The 18,843-nt window shown below is 56.5% G+C and carries 15 protein-coding genes and 1 tRNA gene; 13 read left to right on the plus strand and 3 right to left on the minus strand.

Annotation, left to right across the window (positions count from 1 at the left end):
- Positions 1-7 precede the first annotated feature (7 nt).
- On the plus strand, positions 8-529 hold the full coding sequence (sfmF, locus tag C6A40_RS00985; protein WP_008499338.1) for a fimbria assembly protein: 522 nt from the start codon (positions 8-10) through the stop codon (positions 527-529).
- Positions 530-580: 51 nt separating this feature from the next.
- On the opposite strand, the gene fimZ is transcribed toward sfmF, so the two are convergent.
- From fimZ to C6A40_RS01000, 3 genes are all read right to left on the minus strand, one after another.
- Positions 581-1,213, minus strand: coding sequence for a fimbria biosynthesis transcriptional regulator FimZ (fimZ, locus tag C6A40_RS00990; RefSeq protein WP_023293114.1), 633 nt, complete (start codon positions 1,211-1,213; stop codon positions 581-583).
- 800 nt (positions 1,214-2,013) lie between these two features.
- A complete protein-coding gene (locus C6A40_RS00995) occupies positions 2,014-2,742 on the minus strand; it encodes a helix-turn-helix transcriptional regulator (RefSeq protein WP_008499340.1) in 729 nt (242 codons plus the stop codon).
- Between the two features lie 24 nt (positions 2,743-2,766).
- Entirely contained in the window at positions 2,767-3,465 is a 699-nt protein-coding gene (locus C6A40_RS01000; protein ID WP_025912649.1) for an EAL domain-containing protein, read from the minus strand.
- 278 nt (positions 3,466-3,743) lie between these two features.
- On the opposite strand from C6A40_RS01000, the gene C6A40_RS01005 reads away from it, so the two are divergent.
- The 12 genes from C6A40_RS01005 (at position 3,744) to C6A40_RS01060 (ending at position 18,802) form a co-directional block, all read left to right on the plus strand.
- Positions 3,744-3,820: transfer RNA gene (locus C6A40_RS01005), tRNA-Arg, on the plus strand.
- A gap of 102 nt (positions 3,821-3,922) precedes the next feature.
- Positions 3,923-4,753, plus strand: coding sequence for a CPBP family intramembrane glutamic endopeptidase (locus C6A40_RS01010; protein WP_023343525.1), 831 nt, complete (start codon positions 3,923-3,925; stop codon positions 4,751-4,753).
- A gap of 358 nt (positions 4,754-5,111) precedes the next feature.
- Positions 5,112-6,128, plus strand: a complete 1,017-nt coding sequence (locus C6A40_RS01015) for an iron ABC transporter substrate-binding protein (protein ID WP_045335421.1) — start codon at positions 5,112-5,114, stop codon at positions 6,126-6,128.
- A gap of 24 nt (positions 6,129-6,152) precedes the next feature.
- The gene (locus C6A40_RS01020) at positions 6,153-7,727 is read left to right on the plus strand and encodes an ABC transporter permease (protein ID WP_161958625.1); all 1,575 of its coding nucleotides are present in this window, start codon (positions 6,153-6,155) and stop codon (positions 7,725-7,727) included.
- Position 7,728: 1 nt separating this feature from the next.
- Positions 7,729-8,760 carry an ABC transporter ATP-binding protein gene (locus tag C6A40_RS01025; protein ID WP_045335423.1) on the plus strand — a complete coding sequence of 344 codons (1,032 nt, stop codon included), beginning with the start codon at positions 7,729-7,731 and terminating at the stop codon, positions 8,758-8,760.
- 149 nt (positions 8,761-8,909) lie between these two features.
- Positions 8,910-9,185, plus strand: coding sequence for a DUF1471 family periplasmic protein YahO (yahO, locus tag C6A40_RS01030; protein WP_021241596.1), 276 nt, complete (start codon positions 8,910-8,912; stop codon positions 9,183-9,185).
- A 185-nt stretch (positions 9,186-9,370) separates the two neighbouring features.
- Complete coding sequence (locus C6A40_RS01035; RefSeq protein WP_045335424.1) at positions 9,371-11,554, plus strand: TonB-dependent receptor; 2,184 nt, start codon at positions 9,371-9,373, stop codon at positions 11,552-11,554.
- Positions 11,555-11,680: 126 nt separating this feature from the next.
- Positions 11,681-13,654, plus strand: coding sequence for a PhoX family protein (locus tag C6A40_RS01040; protein ID WP_045335425.1), 1,974 nt, complete (start codon positions 11,681-11,683; stop codon positions 13,652-13,654).
- 103 nt (positions 13,655-13,757) lie between these two features.
- On the plus strand, positions 13,758-15,146 hold the full coding sequence (gene pheP, locus C6A40_RS01045; protein WP_045335426.1) for a phenylalanine transporter: 1,389 nt from the start codon (positions 13,758-13,760) through the stop codon (positions 15,144-15,146).
- Positions 15,147-15,390: 244 nt separating this feature from the next.
- A complete protein-coding gene (locus C6A40_RS01050; RefSeq protein WP_021241592.1) occupies positions 15,391-16,626 on the plus strand; it encodes an MFS transporter in 1,236 nt (411 codons plus the stop codon).
- Positions 16,627-16,641: 15 nt separating this feature from the next.
- Complete coding sequence (locus tag C6A40_RS01055; protein WP_045335427.1) at positions 16,642-17,667, plus strand: sugar phosphate isomerase/epimerase family protein; 1,026 nt, start codon at positions 16,642-16,644, stop codon at positions 17,665-17,667.
- Positions 17,660-18,802 carry a Gfo/Idh/MocA family protein gene (locus tag C6A40_RS01060; protein ID WP_045335428.1) on the plus strand — a complete coding sequence of 381 codons (1,143 nt, stop codon included), beginning with the start codon at positions 17,660-17,662 and terminating at the stop codon, positions 18,800-18,802. The genes C6A40_RS01055 and C6A40_RS01060 overlap by 8 nt, the downstream gene beginning before the upstream one ends.
- Positions 18,803-18,843 lie beyond the last annotated feature (41 nt).

The raw sequence follows: 18,843 nt of genomic DNA on the forward strand, positions 1-18,843 counted from the left end.
AGCCGATATGCGAAACGGGATCCGTTTTCTCACCGTGGCGCTCTTTGCGCTTTGCACACAGGCTCAGGCGGACACCGCGTTGGGTGAAATTAACATTCGGCTCTACGGCAATATTGTCGATTTTACCTGCGTTGCGGAAGGCAGCGACAGCGACAAGACCGTCACGCTGGGCACCTGGCCCACGAAACAGCTCAGCACCACCGGGAGCCGCACGCAGCCCATGCCGTTTACGCTGAAGCTGACCGGCTGTCCGCCGGGCGCGGCGTCGATTACGTTTTCGGGTAAAGCCGACGGGAGCAATAACGGTTTGCTGGCGCTGAACGACGCCAGTACAGCGAGCCGTGTCGCGGTAGAGATCAGGGATGCGGATAAAACGCGTCTGGCTCTCCAGCAGGCCAGCCAGCCGGTCTCGGTTGATGCGCAGGGGAATGCAACATTGTCGTTTTATGCCAATTATATTGCCACTGCAGATAACCCTCAGCCCGGACGAGCCGATGCGGATGCCACCTTTATGATTAACTATAATTAGCACTGACCGCACTCCCTGCAGCTCAGATAAGCTGCAGGGAGTGAATTCAGGTTAAAGCAGCTCGTGCGCTTTGGCGTAATCAATTAATTCCACGATGCTTTGCACGCCCAGCTTGGAATAAATATTGGATTTATGCGCGCTAATGGTTTTGTTGCTTAATAGTAGCTGTTCAGCAATTTCCTTATTGGATAATCCATTCGCCAGATAGCGTAATACCGTGACCTCGCGATTTGATAATGGCATATCGACTGCCATCCCTTTGCCTGAACCCAAATGGTTTATAAAGTTCAGCGTTTCCGATGGGAAAAAGGAATAGCCCATCAGGATCATTTCTACGGCGTTGTAGATCTCACCCAAATCTTTACGTTTACTGACGAAGCCATTTGCCCCGGCGCGAATGGCGCGACCCGCGTAAAATAACTCTGATTTAGATGAGAGGAACAGAATCTTAATGTCTTTGTTTAAGTTTCTGATTCTCTTAAGTAAAGCGAAAGCATCCGTGCCCGTGAGTTCAATGTCAAGGATCACCAGATCGATAGGGTGATTACGGATACAGTCAAGGACTTCATGGCTATCGCCAGACTTGAGCTTGACTGTGATATTCTTATTTTTCTGTAGCAGGACTTCTATCGACATTCTGACGATAGGATGTTCGTCCATAATGATAACGGATGCCGGTTTCATTTTTAATGCCTCAGATTGTTAAAAGCGTTATGCAGAGTTTGGTAAAACTCTCGAAATGCCGGAAGGATATAATGTGCAGATCCCTATACCGTAGTATTTCCCTGGAAAGAGCGAAAGCATCCTTGTTTACGTAATGAAAAGAACTATGCCTCAGCGCGGTCATCTCATTTGGCTGGTGTTGGCAAAAAGGTTTTTCTTATTCAGATTTGGTACGCTTCTTATTATACAGGGTAAGTTTTTTCCGAAAACCCTGTAAATTAATCACAGGATATTGGTTTGTATTATCTTCTGGATCTGAATCGCTATTTTTTTAAATTTAGCGGAAATATCCTGTTATCCCATTTACCGCATATTTTCATCTTTATGTAATAACAAAAAATAACAGATATCTCTGTATGTTGATCAATTGTTAACAAAAATACGCATCATTTTGGGGGACTCGCCCGGTCTGATGAGGTGAACAATTGCCCTCGCAGGCCGTCAGACCTTCATCTGAAAGCGTGAAGGTTGACCTTCAGCTCCGCAACTCCTGCACAGGAGAACATGCTATCTGCTTCGCTTTTCCCTCCAGGGCGCAGTCGCTAAGCTGCTTGTTTTTACATCATTATCATCTTGTTAACGCTGTCTGCATTCACTTAACGGATGGAGGAAAGTGCTGCCGTTCGTTCAATTTGTGGCATTTCACAAGGTTCTCGCCCATAAATTAGGAATAGTTATAATTTCGACTTTATTGTTAAAAATTAACATTTTTGAAACACGAATGGTAAGTAAATTCTTAAAGCGCTTTAGGAAATAAGGGGTTAGGACGTGAGTGAAAACGTGCAGTCTGAGAGGTTATTAAGAAGATGCAACAATTCCTGTCGATGACTCAGCCCCAGCTTCACCAGGATGCAGCTAAGACGATAGATAATGCGGCTATAGGGACGATTCTGCATAAGGGCAATCTGACGTAACGTCTTGCCCCGGGAAAGTTCCTGCAGGATCGGCCATTCATTGCGGTTGAACCAGTCTTTGTCGGAGCCCTGTGGCGGGCGGGCATCCAGCAGGCTGTGCTGGAGTGCCGCGGCGTTCAGCTGGCGCTCGAGCACATGAAAGGGACCTGCCGCTTTGCAGAAAAGGCGGGTGTCGTAATTATCGGCCCGGACTAACAACCAGGGCGTCAGGAACGGAGGAAACAGGCTATGCCTTCTCAACTGATCCAGTTTCTCCAGAAGCCCCGTTGACCGGCTTTCAATATCCACGACCAGACGGGCGGAGGGCCATTGGGTCTGTGCGACAAGGGCGTCGTCCAGCGTGGCGTAATCGCAGCAGCTGCTCAGGGGAAACTGCCCGTTGAGAAAACCGGTGCGCAGGAAATGATCCTCCGTCACCAGGAGAATAAACGGGGCGTCTGTTTTGCGGGGCTGGCTGATGGACTGGCTCAAAAATTCGAGCCGGTCGAAAAAGGGGGGAGCAAAAGGTGAGCGCGTAAATCCCAGTGCATCACTTCCTGTACGCCGCCGCCGGTAACGGCGCACTGTCATTCGCATGGTCTCCCTCCTGGAAATGGCGTTTTAATCCTCCGGCCATGTCCAGGACGGCCAGTAATATCCCTGGCCGAAGTCTGCGCCTGCCTGCAGTGCCCAGGTACGATCGCGTTCAGTCTCAATACCTTCGATAAGCACTTTCCCGGCAAGCTGAAAGCAAAGGGAAACCAGTTGCCTCAGCGCAGGGGTGTCGCGTAAACGCCAGAATGCTTCCTTATCTATTTTGATGCCGCTTAACGGAAGTCGACAGGATAAAAACGACTGCACTAAGACATCATCAATGTCATCCAGCCAGATAGCGTGCCCCTGTCTGCTCAGCTGCTGCAGATTCTGAACCACGCGCTGCTTCTGCGCGACGGACAGCGCCAAAAAAGCCGCAAGGTCGACAAGCTCAATATTGAGCGGCACGCAGGGGAGTCTGATGAGCCGCTGGAAGGACGCAGGCTCTGTCAGGACGGTTATCGGCAGATTAATAAAAAGGTTATGACCGTGCGGCGTATTTTTTAACGCAGCAAGCTGCGCCTCAAGCAGCGTTAGCGACCAGCCAGCGGACCGATGGCAAAAAAAATCCTCACTGTGCCGCGTATCGGCCAGGACGCTAAGGACCTCGACGCCAACCTGACGCAAAGAGGCGAGGGCGACGATAGGCTCAAGCTTAATGCCGACGATGTCCTGAGAGAGGTACTGTAACCGGGGGGGCGTATCGATCAGGTTTTGCGCTGTCACTCCATTGTCCTGTTGTCTGTCAGCCTCCAGGCGGCCGGGATACCTGGCTCTAGTGTGACGAGCTGACGTTCAGGAAAACAGCAGGCGTTACTTAAATGCAACTAAGCCTTTTCGCAGCGCTAAATTTTACGGTAAAACAGGGAGGAATGTTGAGAAAATAGCCGTATTTACAATCGGCTAGCGGTAATTGGCCCTGAAAACGGAAAAGGCATTGACTCACCTGCCATTGACCGTATAATTCTTCGCGTTTCACCACCGCGAAGTACACGCTTCTCAGTGCGCCCTTAGCTCAGTTGGATAGAGCAACGGCCTTCTAAGCCGTAGGTCGTAGGTTCGAATCCTACAGGGCGTGCCATTTCATTTCATAGAGTTACGCCTCACTCACATCCTCCTGATTTCCGTTGTGGGACATATTTGGGACATCGACCCTAAAATTTATCGGTCATGAAGGACATTTATGTGGTATCTACTCGCAATTTCGCTTGCCGCACTTTCCCTTAATAAAAGCCTGGCTTACCTGCTGCTGGGATTAACGGCATTTCTCGGCTGGAAACAGAGCATTCTTGACGCCCCGGCGCTGCTGGTTATTGCGTCAATCGTTATTGGCTGGTCTGTTGTTGAATGGCTACGTAATAAGGATGATAAATATACTTATCTGATTGAAGGCCTGTGTGTGATCATCGCCGTTGCCCTGGTTATGCATGTACTCCCGGGCTTCCATAATCCCAAAGTGCTGGATGCTGTCGTCGTTGGTCCGCAAAGCATACCGTTCAGTATGTACTTTAATATGGACAAGGCGGTGGTGCCGTTCTTTTTAATTACGTGCATGCCAACGCTATTCGTAGCAAAACCCCTCTATAAAATGGGCAAGCTCGGCTGGGTAATATTGGTACTTGCGGTACCCGCGCTGTTACTTCTGGCTGTGGCGTTGGGCGGGCTGAGAATTGAGCCACATGCGCCAGAATGGTTCGCGCAATTTGCCCTTGCGAATATTTTCTTCGTCTCTTTGGCCGAGGAAGCCCTGTTCAGAGGCTACCTGCAGCAGCGCTTGTCCCGGATCGTTCATCCTGTTGTCGCGTTGTTGATGGCCTCAGTCCTCTTTGGGCTGATGCATTATAGCGGCGGTTTACTGCTGATTATTTTTGCCAGCCTCTCCGGCATTATTTACGGCCTGGCGTGGATGTGGAGCGGCAGGCTCTGGGTTGCAACGTTATTCCATTTTGGGCTGAACTGCGTGCATTTATTGTTCTTCACCTATCCTGTGTATGCCCCTCATGCAGCTATGTGATGCTTTTTAAATGAGTAGCCTAATAAATTTAGCTACCTCCGGATAAGCATAAAAAGCCCCCGCAATACCGGGGCTTTTTTATATCTGCCGGGCGCGCGAATAACAGTTTTACCTTCGCGCCATAATGAATAGAAGGCTAATGAATTTCGTTGTTGGCAGGCTTAAGGTTTTCTTAATCTAGAAATTATCTCGCATTAAAATTTGGATTTTTATCATTACAAAATCGGCTAAAAAGAAATTTTACACTTTTACGCCTAAACTGGATTGATACTAATTATCATTAGCGTTGTTGTATGTTTTAATCCTGTCCCACAAAGCTATGAGTGGTTACTCCCGTTGGTCTATTAAGGATATGTTCATGAATTCTCGCCTGCTGTCCTGCTTCTCGCTTGCCTTGTTGTCATCATCCCTTTTCCTTTCCACACAGTCGGTTGCCGCCGATAACAACGACGGTATCGTTGTTTATAACGCGCAGCATGAAAACCTGGTGAAGTCGTGGGTTGACGGTTTTACCAAAGAAACCGGGATTAAAGTCACTTTGCGTAATGGTGATGACAGCGAGCTGGGTAACCAGCTGGTGCAGGAAGGCAGCGCATCGCCGGCAGACGTGTTCCTGACGGAAAACTCGCCGTCCATGGTGCTGGTGGATAACGCCAACCTGTTTGCCCCGCTGGATTCAGACACCCTGAAGCAGGTACCGGCAGAGTATCGTCCGGCGCATGGCCGCTGGATCGGCATTGCTGCCCGCAGCACGGTGTTCGTCTATAACCCGGCGAAACTGAGCGAACAGCAGCTGCCTAAATCGCTGATGGATCTGGCGAAACCCGAGTGGAAAGGCCGCTGGGCGGCATCACCGTCAGGCGCGGATTTCCAGGCTATCGTGAGCGCGATGCTGGCCCTGAAGGGCGAGAAGGCCACCCTGGAATGGCTCAAGGCGATGAAAGCCAACTTCGTGGCCTATAAAGGCAACAGCACCGTGATGAAAGCGGTCAATGCGGGTCAGATTGATGGCGGGGTGATTTACCACTACTACCGCTTTGTCGATCAGTCCAAAACCGGTGAAAACAGCAAAAACACCCAGCTCTACTACTTCAAGCACCAGGATCCGGGCGCGTTTGTGAGCCTCTCCGGCGGTGGCGTGCTGGCGTCCAGCAAGCACAAAGCGCAGGCGCAGGCCTTCATCAAATACATTACCGGCAAAGAAGGTCAGGAAAGCCTGCGTACCAACAACGCCTTTGAATACGCCGTGGGCGTGAACGCGGCCTCAAACCCGAAACTGGTCCCGCTGAAAGATCTTGATGCACCGAAAGTTGAACCTTCAACGCTCAACAGTAAAAAAGTTATCGAGCTGATGACGCAAGCCGGCCTGCTGTGATCCTGAGAGTGAAGTGAAGGTCTTATGTCTGGTCTAAGTCTCGACATCGGAAAAAACAGAGTGCAGGAGCCTGCCCGCAGGCGTCCTGCACTGCCGATGGTTGCGTTAGCTGTCATGTTTTCGTTACTGGCGCTTCTGCCTTTGGGTTTTATCATTGCCATTGGCATTGAGACGGGCTGGGAAACCATTAAGGCGCTGGTGTTTCGCCCGCGTGTGGCTGAGCTGCTCAGCAACACGCTGTGGCTGACGGCCCTGGCGGTTCCGCTGTGTATCGTGACGGGCGTGGCGATTGCCTGGCTCACCGAGCGCACCCAGCTTGCCGGACGGGGCATCTGGTCCGCGCTGGCGGTCGCCCCGCTGGCCATTCCCGCGTTTGTGCAAAGCTATGCCTGGGTGAGCGTGGTTCCGTCGATGCACGGTCTCTCCGCGGGCGTGTTTCTCTCCGTGCTTGCCTACTATCCCTTTATCTACATGCCGGTTGCCGCGGTGCTCCGCCGCCTTGACCCGACGCTCGAAGATGTCGCCGCGTCGCTCGGCACCCCGCCGTGGAAGGTCTTTTTCCGCGTGGTGCTACCCCAGCTCAAGCTGGCTATCTGCGGCGGCGCGCTGCTGGTGGCGCTGCACCTGCTGGCGGAATATGGTCTGTACGTGATGATCCGCTTTGATACCTTCACCACGGCCATTTATGACCAGTTTCAGTCAACCTTCAGCGGCCCGGCAGCAAACATGCTGGCGGGCGTGCTGGCGTTATGCTGCCTCGCTATCCTGGTGCTGGAAGGCGTGACGCGTGGAAAAGCACGCTACGCGCGCATTGGCGCCGGGGCTGCGCGCGAGCAGAAACGCTGGCCGCTGAAGCCTGCGGCTGCCGCGCTGGGGCAGCTGTTTTTCATGGTGCTGATCGTCCTGGCGCTGGGCGTGCCGTTAGCTGTTCTGTGTCGCTGGATTTGGCTCGGCGGGGTGGAAATCTGGATGAGCGCCGATCTCTGGCACTCGCTGCGCCAGACGCTGATGCTCGGCGTGGGCGGCGCGCTGCTGACGACGACGTGTGTGATCCCCATTGCGTGGCTCGGTATCCGCTACCCGCACCGTATCTTCCGGATGCTGGAAGGGTGCATCTATATCACCAGTTCGCTGCCGGGCATTGTCACGGCGCTGGCGCTGGTCACCGTCACCATTCATTACGCCCGTCCCATTTACCAGACGGAAATTACCCTGTTCCTTGCCTATCTGCTGATGTTTATGCCCCGTGCGCTCATCAACCTGCGGGCGGGGATAGCGCAGGCGCCGGTTGAGCTGGAAAACGTGGCGCGCAGCCTTGGCAGCACGCCCGCGAAGGCGCTCTGGAGCGTCACGATGCGGCTGGCCGCGCCGGGTGCGGCGGCGGGGGCCGCGCTGGTGTTCCTCGGCGTCAGCAACGAGTTGACCGCCACGCTGTTACTCTCTCCCCTGGGCACGCGCACGCTCTCTACCGGATTCTGGGCGCTGACCAGCGAAATTGACTATGTCGCCGCCGCGCCTTACGCGATGCTGATGATCCTGATTTCCCTCCCGCTGACCGCCATTCTCTATATGCAGTCGAAGAAAATTGCAGGGCTATGACATGCTTGAATTAACCGCCATTTCTAAATCGTTTGCTGATGTGCAGGTGCTCGACAGCTTAAAACTGAGCGTTGCGCCGGGGAGCAGAACGGCCATTGTCGGGCCGTCGGGGTCAGGTAAAACCACGCTGCTGCGTATTCTTGCCGGGTTTGAGACGCCCGACACCGGTCGTATTGTTATGCAGGGGAGAACCCTGTTTGATGAAAACCGTTTTGTCCCTGCCCACCAGCGCGGGATCGGTTTTGTGCCGCAGGAGGGCGCGCTGTTCCCCCACCTCAACGTGGCAGACAACATTGCCTGGGGGCTGGACGGGACCCGCCACGAAAAACGCCAGCGCGTTGAGGCGCTGATGGAGATGGTTTCGCTGGACAGGCAGCTCGCCACGCACTGGCCTCACGAGATTTCCGGCGGACAGCAGCAGCGCGTGGCCCTTGCCCGTGCGCTGGCCCAGCGTCCTTCACTGATGCTGCTGGATGAACCGTTCTCGGCGCTGGATACTGGCCTGCGCGCCATGACGCGTAAGGCCACGGCCGATCTGCTTGCCGAAGCGGGCGTGGCCTCGATTCTGGTTACCCACGATCAGAACGAAGCGCTCTCCTTTGCCACGCAGGTTGCCGTCATGCGTTCCGGACGCTTCACGCAGGTCGGGACGCCTTATGAGGTTTACACCCGTCCCGTTGACGAAGAGACGGCGCTGTTTCTTGGTGATGCGCTGATCCTGCCTGCGCAGCTCACCGCGGGCTACGCCCTCTGCGCGCTGGGTAAGGTGCCCACAGACAACCCGCTGGCGACAGGGCAGGGCAGAGTGATGCTGCGCCCGGAGCAGCTGAGCGTGACGGCATGCGCCTCACATGAAAGCCCGATCTCCATTCTTGATGTGGATTTTACCGGTCACCTGTCGACGCTCACCCTTGGGCTTACCGGACAGCCGCAGCCCGTCACCCTCAAGACCGTCAGCCAGCCTGGATGGAACCCGGGCACGGCGGTTCGCATTGATATTGCTGGCACCGCGCGTGTATTCGACTATTCTTAATATTCATTAATAATTTCATGCAATGGGTTGTTATAAAAGAATTTTCCAGAATATATGGCATTTCCTGAGATTCTCTACCATGCTCATAAAACCTCACCATCATGCGTGAGGTTTTTCGTAGTTGCTGATTAATCTCAAGGAAAAAGGTTATGAAAAAGACGACTGCTATTTTGTTGGGAACGGCGTTACTGTTTACGACCAATGCTTTTGCTGCCCAACTGCTGACTAAAAATGAGTTCAAGAAAGTCGAGTCTCAGTATCAAAAAATCGGTACGGTAAGCACCTCAAATGAAGTATCGGTTGATGATGCAAAAAAAGAACTGATTGAGAAAGCCGATAAGCAAGGCGCGGATGTTCTGGTGCTCACCTCAGGTAACACCAACAATAAAATTCACGGTACGGCTAATATCTACAAGAAAAAATAACGTTACTGCAGCCACCCCATTTTGGGGTGGTTGTTCCTCATCCTGTCTCCCCACCTCTTCCTGTTGTTCGCGGTTACGCTTGCTAACGCATGGATAATGCGTATAGTTCTCATTTGCATTGCTATCAATACATTCTAAGGCCTGACAACGGGCTATTTTTGCGCGCACTTTCAAATGAGTTAACGATGAACAACACCAGAATACACAAAACGCTGCTGGCGCTCGCCGTTGGCGCGGTAACGCATTCCGCCTTCGCGGCGGACGATCAAAAAGAAGATACCCTCGTTGTGCACTCTGCACCGGTCAGCGATTTCAAACCCGGTGGCGACCAGCTGGTACCGGCCTTCCTTGACGGACAGGTGGCGAACGGCGGGCGTATGGGGATGCTCGGTCAGCAGAACGCCATGGACGTGCCGTTTAACATCATCAGCTATACCTCGAAGCTGGTGGAAGATCAGCAGGCGAAAACCATTGCTGATGTGGTCGCCAACGACGCGGGCGTACAGTTCGTTCAGGGGTACGGCAACAGCGCGGAGACCTACCGCATCCGTGGCCTGAAGTTCGACGGTGACGACATGACTTTTGGCGGTCTGTCCGGCGTGCTGCCGCGTCAGGTGGTGGATACGCAGATGGTTGAGCGCATTGAGATCTTCAAAGGGGCAAACGCCCTGATGAACGGCGCGGCGAGCTCGGGCGTGGGCGGGATGATCAACCTTGAGCCAAAACACGCGGGCGAACTCCCGCAGGCGAAAGTGGGCCTGGACTACACCTCCGATTCTCAGATTGGCACCACGCTGGATGCGGGCCGTCGCTACGGCGACAGCGACCAGTTTGGCGCGCGGGTGAACCTGGTCCACCGCGAAGGGGAAACCGGCATACCGAACGACCGCCGCCGCACCACGCTGCTCTCCACCGGTCTGGATTACAAAGGCGACCGCTTCCGCACCTCGCTGGATCTGGGCTATCAGAAAAAAACCTTCCACGGCAGCCCGACCAGCGTCAACATCTCGGCGGTGGATTTCGTGCCCGAGCCGCCGAAGAACGATCGTAACTTCTCGCAGAAGTGGGCCTACAGCAACATCGAAAACGAATTTGGGATGTGGCGCAGCGAGTACGACATCACCGATAGCTGGACGGCCTATACCGGCCTGGGCGCGCAGCACGCGCACGAAGAAGGGATCTACAGCGCGCCGAAGCTGCTGGATAAAAGCGGTAACGCAACGGTCAGCCGACTGGATACCAACCGCATCAGCGATTCCGTCAGCGGCATGGCGGGCATTCGCGGTAATTTCAATACCGGCTTCGTCTCGCACAAGGTCAACGTTGGCTATTCTGCGATGACCAAAAATGAAAAGATCGCGTGGAAAATGTCGGCGACGAAGGATAACCCGACCACCAACATCTACCACAACACCGGCGTGGATATGCCGGACAGCACCAACCTCAACGGCTCAGGCGGGAAGTACAGCGATCCGCTGACCAGCGGGCGCACCCGCACCCAGGGCTGGCTGTTGAGCGATACCCTGGGCGTGCTGGACGACAAACTGCTGTTCACCGCTGGCGCGCGCCATCAGAAGGTGGTCATTCGCGGGTATAACAAAATTACCGGTGCGGAAAACGCGGCAGACGGCTTCGACGGCAGCCGCTGGATGCCAACCTACGGCGTGGTTTACAAACCGTGGGAAGAAATTTCCCTTTACGCCAACCACACCGAAGCGCTGCAGCCGGGCAAAACCGCGCCTAACACCGCCACCAACTACGGCCAGAGCACCGGTATCGTTCACTCTAAGCAGAACGAAGTGGGCGTGAAGGCGGACTTTGGCCGCGTGGGCGGATCGCTTGCGCTGTTTGAAATCAAGATGCCGTCGGCGATCCTCGACAGCAACAATCACTATGGCCTGGATGCCGAGCAGCGTAACCGCGGCGTGGAGCTAAACGTCTTCGGCGAGCCGATGCTCGGGATGCGCCTCAACGCCAGCGCCACCTGGCTGCAGGCGGAGCTGACCAAAACCAAAAACGGCGTAAATCAGGGCAACGATGCCATTGGTGTCCCGAACTTCTACGCCGTGCTGGGGGCAGAGTATGACATCAAGCCGATTGATGGCCTGACGGCGACCGCCCGCGTCAACCACTCTGGCGCGCAGTACGCCGATCTTGCCAACACCAAAAAGATCGACAGCTACACCACGCTGGATCTGGGGATGCGCTATCGCTTCGCGGTGAACCACAATGCAAACCAGATGACGGTGCGCGCGGGCATCGACAACGTGACCAATGAGAACTACTGGGCCAGCGTGGACGATTCCGGTACCTACATCACGCAGGGCGAGCCGCGTACCTTTAAGGTCTCGGTTGGCTACGAGTTCTAATCGTTCCACCTCGTTATCCGGGACAGGGACGTCCCATACCTCCGTCATTGTGTTATAAAATTGTAATAAAAGCTTCTTAGACTGGTCGCCGACTCCTTACCTCTTGGCCAATGACAGGAAGCCGCTATGGGCAGACCCCTCAAATCCGTTTTTAAAAAAGAACATCGCGACGACATCGCTAACCGCAGCGCGAACCCGGTATTCTCCGAGGTTGCAGAGGTGTTCCTCTCCCGCCGTCGTTTTCTCCAGATGGGCGCCGTGGCGGGCGCTGCCGTTTCATTCCCCTTTCTGATCAAACCTGAGAACGCCATTGCCGCGGTATCGAAGCCTTCCGCGCTGGCAAAAGCGGTTTCCCTGGGCTTTACCAGCATCGACGTCTCCACGGAAGATACGGTGAGGGTGCCGGAAGGCTATATCGCCCGCCCGTTTTATCGCTGGGGGGATCCGACGGGGCTCAAAAACAACATGCCGGCCTTTAAGCCGGATGCCAGCAACACCGCGGACGAACAGGCTGCGCAGGCGGGCATGCATCATGACGGCATGGCGTGGTTTAGCCTGCCGCAGGGGGAGCAAAACCCGGAGCATGGCCTGCTGGCAATGAACCATGAATACATCGACAACGGGATGCTGTTTACCGACGGTACGGCGAACTGGAGCCTCGACAAGGCCCGCAAGGGGCAGAACGCGATGGGCGTGTCGGTGGTGGAAGTGAAAAAATCGGGCAGCGACTGGCAGGTGGTACGCCCGTCTTCATATGCCCGCCGCATCACCGTCAATACGCCGATGCAGCTTACCGGCCCGGCGCGGCGTCAGGACTTAATGAAAACCGCCGCCGACCCGCAGGGGGAGCGCGTGCTGGGCACCATGCAGAACTGCGCCAACGGCCATACGCCATGGGGCACCTATCTCACCTGCGAGGAGAACTGGTCGGATATTTTTGTCAAAAAAACCGATCTCAACCCGCTGGAAAAACGCTACGGGATCAGCGACAGCGATGAATCCTACCGCTGGAACGAGGTGGACGAGCGGTTCAGCGTTGATAAAACCCCTAACGAACCTAACCGCTTCGGCTGGGTCGTGGAGATCGATCCCTACAACCCGACCTCCACGCCGCGCAAGCACACCGCCCTGGGCCGCTTCAAGCATGAGGGGGCGGCCGTCACGCTTGCCGCCGATAACCGCGTGGTGGTCTATATGGGGGACGACCAGAAGTTCGAGTACATCTATAAGTTTGTCTCGGACAAAAAATACGATCCCGCGAACCGTGAAGCCAATATGCAGCTGCTGACGTCCGGCACGCTGTACGTTGCCCGCTTCAACGAAGACGGGAGCGGCGACTGGCTGCCGCTGATCTTCGGGCAAAAGGGTCTGGATAAGAGCAACGGGTTTGAAAACCAGGGCGATCTGCTGATTAAAACCCGCCTGGCGGCAGACGCGGTGGGGGCAACGAAGATGGATCGCCCCGAGTGGATAGCGGTCGACCCGCACGCCAGCGGCAGCGTCTACTGTACGCTCACCAACAACAGCGATCGCGGGAAGGAGGGTAAGGCACCGGTTGATGCCGCCAACCCGCGCGCTAATAACGTGTTTGGTCATATTATGCACTGGCACGAAGAGGGGGCCGATCCTGCTGCCGCTCGCTTTAAGTGGGATATTCTGGTGATGGGCGGGCGGACCGACAGCGACGATCCGAAGGCTAAAGGTTCCATGCAGGGGGCGGCCTTCGGCAGCCCCGATGGCCTGTCGTTCGATCATCAGGGCGTGCTGTGGATCCAGACCGACGTCTCTTCCAGCACCATCAATAAGAAAGCCTACGAGGGGATGGGCAATAACCAGATGGTGGCCACCATTCCGGGCACCAACGAGTACCGTCGTTTCCTGACCGGACCGCGCGGGTGTGAAATCACCGGGATTGCGTTTACGCCGGATAACCGGACGCTGTTCATCAACATTCAGCATCCGGGGGAGGGCGGGGATGATATCACCGACCCTGCTAACCCTCGCGCTGTTTCCAACTGGCCAGACGCGAATCCGAACGGACGCCCGCGTTCCTCAACGGTGGTCATCGTCAAAGCGGACGGCGGGATCATCGGCTCATAACCTTGCATCGCCGGGGGCATGCCGTGCCCCCGGCGTTAAACTTGCTACCGCCAGCATGAAGTGTTAAAACGTGCCCCTTCTAAAAAAGAGACAGGGGTAGGACGTGAAAGACGCGTCATCCGCTTCAGGCCATGGTAGCGCTGAAGCCTCGTCGGATCAGAATCCGACGCTGCAACGTGGTTTGCAAAATCGACATATTCAGTTAATTGCCCTTGGCGGCGCAATCGGTACCGGGCTCTTTCTCGGCATCGGCCCCGCTATTCAGATGGCCGGTCCGGCGGTGCTGCTGGGTTACGGTATCGCCGGGATTATCGCCTTCCTGATCATGCGCCAGCTTGGCGAGATGGTCGTTGAAGAGCCGGTGTCAGGCTCCTTCGCGCATTTTGCCTATAAATACTGGGGTCCGTTCGCAGGCTTCCTCTCCGGCTGGAACTACTGGGTGATGTTCGTGCTGGTCGGGATGGCGGAGCTGACCGCCGCAGGCATCTATATGCAGTACTGGCTGCCGGATGTCCCGACGTGGATCTGGGCGGCGGCCTTCTTCATCATCATTAACGCCGTTAACCTCGTCAACGTCCGCCTGTATGGCGAAACCGAGTTCTGGTTTGCGCTGATCAAGGTGCTGGCGATTATCGGCATGATCGGCTTCGGCCTGTGGCTGCTGTTCTCTGGTCACGGCGGCGAGCGCGCCACGATCGATAACCTCTGGCAGCACGGCGGCTTCCTGGCGACCGGCTGGAAAGGGCTGATCCTCTCGCTGGCGGTGATCATGTTCTCCTTCGGCGGGCTGGAGCTGATTGGCATCACCGCCGCGGAAGCGCATGACCCGCACAAAAGCATTCCGAAAGCGGTTAACCAGGTGGTGTACCGTATCCTGCTGTTCTACATCGGCTCGCTGGTGGTGCTGCTGGCGCTCTACCCGTGGGTAGAAGTGAAATCCGACAGCAGCCCGTTCGTGATGATTTTCCACGATCTGAACAGCAACGTGGTGGCTTCTGCGCTGAACTTCGTCATTCTGGTGGCGTCGCTGTCGGTCTATAACAGCGGCGTTTACTCCAACAGCCGCATGCTGTTTGGTCTCTCCGTGCAGGGTAACGCGCCGAAATTCCTCACCCGCGTCAGCCGTCGCGGCGTGCCGGTGAACTCGCTGTTCCTTTCCGGGGCGATTACCTCGCTGGTGGTGCTGATCAACTATCTGCTGCCGAAAGAGGCCTTCGGCCTGCTGATGGCGCTGGTTGTCGCTACGCTGCTGCTGAACTGGATCATGATCTGCCTCGCGCACCTGCGATTCCGCGCGGCGATGCGCCGCAAGGGGCGCGAAACGCAGTTCAAAGCGCTGCTTTACCCGGCGGGGAACTACCTCTGTATCGCGTTCCTGGGGCTGATTCTGGTGCTGATGTGCACCATGGATGAGATGCGCCTCTCGGCGATGCTGCTGCCGGTGTGGGTGATGTTCCTGTTTATCGCATTTAAGCTCTCACGTAAAAAGTAGCCCGTTTTTCTCCCTCTCCCTGTGGGAGAGGGCCGGAGTGAGGGCAACAGACCGCACCAAACCAGACCGCACCTGCCTTCACGCCCGGTGGCGCTGCGCTTACCGGGCCTACAAAACACTGCTTCATCTTTATCGTGACCCCCCTCCCAAATCTGTTTCGATCCACAGGATCTTTATTTTGTAATCGATTACTTTTCATTTGAATCATTTTGTAATCGATTACTTTTTCCGGGTGAGGCTTATTATGGTGTCAACTGAAAGTAGTGAAAAGACGATAGCGCAGCATCGGCTGCTGGTGCCGCGGCTGTCGCTGATGATGTTTCTGCAGTTTTTTATCTGGGGTAGCTGGTCGGTTACGCTCGGCCTGGTGATGACCCAGCACAACATGTCTCTGCTGATTGGCGATGCGTTCTCCGCCGGGCCTATCGCCTCCATTCTCTCGCCGTTCGTGCTCGGCATGCTGGTGGACCGCTTCTTCGCCTCGCAGAAGGTGATGGCGGTGATGCACCTGGCGGGCGCGGCGATCCTCTGGTTCGTGCCGGGGGCGCTGATTGCCGAGAACGGCGCGCTGCTGATTGGCCTGCTGTTTGGCTACACGCTCTGCTACATGCCGACGCTGGCGCTGACCAACAATATCGCGTTTCACAGCCTGGCAAACGTGGATAAAACCTTCCCGGTGGTGCGCGTGTTCGGCACCATCGGCTGGATCGTGGCGGGCATTTTCATCGGCGTCACCGGCGTGGCGTCCAGCGTTACCATCTTTCAGGTGGCGGCGGCCAGCTCCGTGCTGCTGGCGCTTTACAGCCTGACGCTGCCGCATACGCCTGCTCCGGCGAAAGGCCTGCCGGTGAAGGTGCGCGATCTTTTCTGCGCGGATGCCTTTGCGCTGCTCAAAACCCGCCACTTTTTCGTCTTCTCCGTCTGCGCGATGCTGATCTCCGTCCCGCTCGGCACCTATTACGCCTACACCGCCTCGTATCTGGCGGATGCGGGAATTGCCGACGTCAGCACCGCCATGTCCTTCGGGCAGATGTCCGAGATCGTCTTCATGCTGGTTATTCCGCTGCTGTTCCGCCGTCTGGGCGTGAAGGTCATGCTGCTGATCGGCATGCTGGCGTGGTTTGTCCGTTACGCCATGTTCGCGCTGGGCGTCAGCGAGGAGGGGCGCATTCTGCTGTATCTCGGCATCCTGCTCCACGGCGTCTGCTACGATTTCTTCTTTGTCGTCGGCTTTATCTACACCGACCGCGTGGCGGGCGAGAAGGTGAAAGGCCAGGCCCAGAGCATGATCGTCATGTTCACCTACGGCATCGGCATGCTGCTCGGCTCGCAGATTTCCGGCGCGCTCTATAACCGCCTGGTGGCCGGGCAGACCGTGCCGCAGGCGTGGGTGACATTCTGGTGGATCCCGGCGGTGGCTGCCGCGGCGATCGCGCTGATTTTCCTTCTCACGTTTAAGTATGACGATGACAAGGCGTAACGTTCAGGAGGTGGTATGAGGACGATGAAAGGACCCGGCATTTTTCTGTCGCAGTTTATTGGCGCAGAAGCGCCGTTTAATTCGCTCGACGGGCTGGCTGAATGGGCGGCAGGTAAAGGTTATAAGGCGGTACAGATCCCCTGCAACCATCCGCACATCTTTGACGTCGAGAAAGCGGCGGAGAGCAAGACCTACTGCGACGACATCGCCGCTAAGCTGGCCGCGCACGGGCTGGTTATCAGCGAACTGTCGACCCATCTGGAAGGGCAGCTCGTGGCGGTGAATCCGGTTTACAGCGCCGCGTTTGATCACTTTGCGCCCGCTTCCGTGCGCGGTAACGATGCGGCGCGCCGGGCGTGGGCCACGGAGAAGCTGAAACAGGCGGCGGTCGCCTCGGCCAGATTAGGCCTGAAAGCGCACGCCACCTTCTCCGGCTCGCTGGCCTGGCCGTTTTTCTACCCGTGGCCGCCGCATAACGAACAGCGTTTTCAGGAAGCGTTCGGGGAGCTGGCAAACCGCTGGCGGCCGATTCTGGATACCTTCGACGAGCAGGGGGTGGACGTCTGCTTTGAGCTGCATCCCGGGGAAGATCTGCACGACGGCGTGACCTTCGAGCGTTTTCTGGCGCTGGTGGATAACCATCCGCGCTGCAACATTCTCTACGACCCGAGCCATATGCTGCTTCAGCAGATGGACTATCTGGCCTTTATCGATATCTTCCACGCGCGCATTAAAGCGTTCCACGTCAAGGATGCGGAGTTCCGCCCCAGCGGGCGCAGCGGCGTCTACGGCGGCTACCAGCCGTGGATCAACCGCGCCGGACGCTTTCGCTCGCCCGGTGACGGGCAAATCGATTTTAAGGGCATCTTCAGCAAGCTGACCCAGTACGACTACGACGGCTGGGCGGTGCTGGAGTGGGAGTGCTGCCTGAAGGATGGCGATACCGGGGCGAGTGAAGGCAGCGAATTTATCCGCCGCCACATCATTCCGGTTGCCGGGCGCGCGTTTGACGATTTCGCCGCAGGGGGCAGCCATGATTAACGTCGGGATCGTCGGCAGCGGGTTTATTGGCCCGGCACATATCGAGGCGCTCAGGCGCCTTGGGTTTGTTCAGGTGGTCGCGCTGTGCGACGGCTCGCTCGTTAAGGCGCAGGAAAAGGCGCGCCTGCTAAATGTCCCGCATGCTTACGCCAGCGTGGAAGAACTGCTCGCGCACCCCAATCTGCATGCGGTGCACAACTGCACGCCGAACCACCTGCACGCGGAGATTAACCGCCAGATCCTGCGCGCGGGCAAGCACGTGTTTTCCGAAAAGCCGCTGTGCATGACGCCGGACGAGGCGCGCGAGCTGGTGGCGCTGGCGGAGCAGACGGGCGTGGTGCATGGCGTGAGCTTTGTCTATCGCCAGTTTGCGATGGTGCGTCAGGCGGCGAGCATGATGCGTGCGGGCAGCGTCGGGCGGCTGTTTGCCTCGCACGGCAGCTATCTGCAGGACTGGATGCTGCTGGAAACCGACTATAACTGGCGGGTAGATGCCGCGCTGGGCGGCGCATCGCGCGCGGTGGCGGACATCGGCTCCCACTGGTGCGACACGGTGCAGTTTGTCACCGGGCGGCGCATTACCGAGGTGATGGCTGATTTATCCATCGTCTGGCCGACGCGCAGGGCCAGCAAGGTCGGGAATCAAACCTTCTCCCACGACGAGCGGGCGGAGTATGTAGACAAACCGGTCACGACCGAAGACTTCGGCTCGGTGCTGTTCCGCTTTGACGACGGCAGCAAGGGCTGCTTTAGCATCTCGCAGGTGAGCGCCGGGCGTAAAAACCGCCTGACGTTTGAGATCAACGGCAGCGAGCGCTCGCTGGCGTGGGACCAGGAGGTGCCGCAGCAGCTGTGGATCGGCCATCGCGCGCAGGCCAACCAGACGCTCACCGACGATCCGGGGCTGATGAACCCTGACGTGGCCGACAGCGCCCACTTCCCCGGCGGACATATCGAAGGCTGGCCGGACGCCTTCAAAAATATGATGGCGCAGTTCTACCGCGCCGTGCAGGCGGGCGCGATGCCGGAGACGCCGCAGTTTGCGACGTTTCACGATGGCGCAAACGTGATGTATATCATTGATGCCATTGTGAAAAGCCATCAGCAGCAGCGCTGGGTGCGCGTGGAACAATAACGCGTTGCCCGGTTCGCCGGGCAATAAATTTATGGTAGCCT

The organism is Enterobacter sp. GER_MD16_1505_Eko_090 (assembly GCF_003331015.1).
GTDB lineage: Bacteria > Pseudomonadota > Gammaproteobacteria > Enterobacterales > Enterobacteriaceae > Enterobacter > Enterobacter roggenkampii.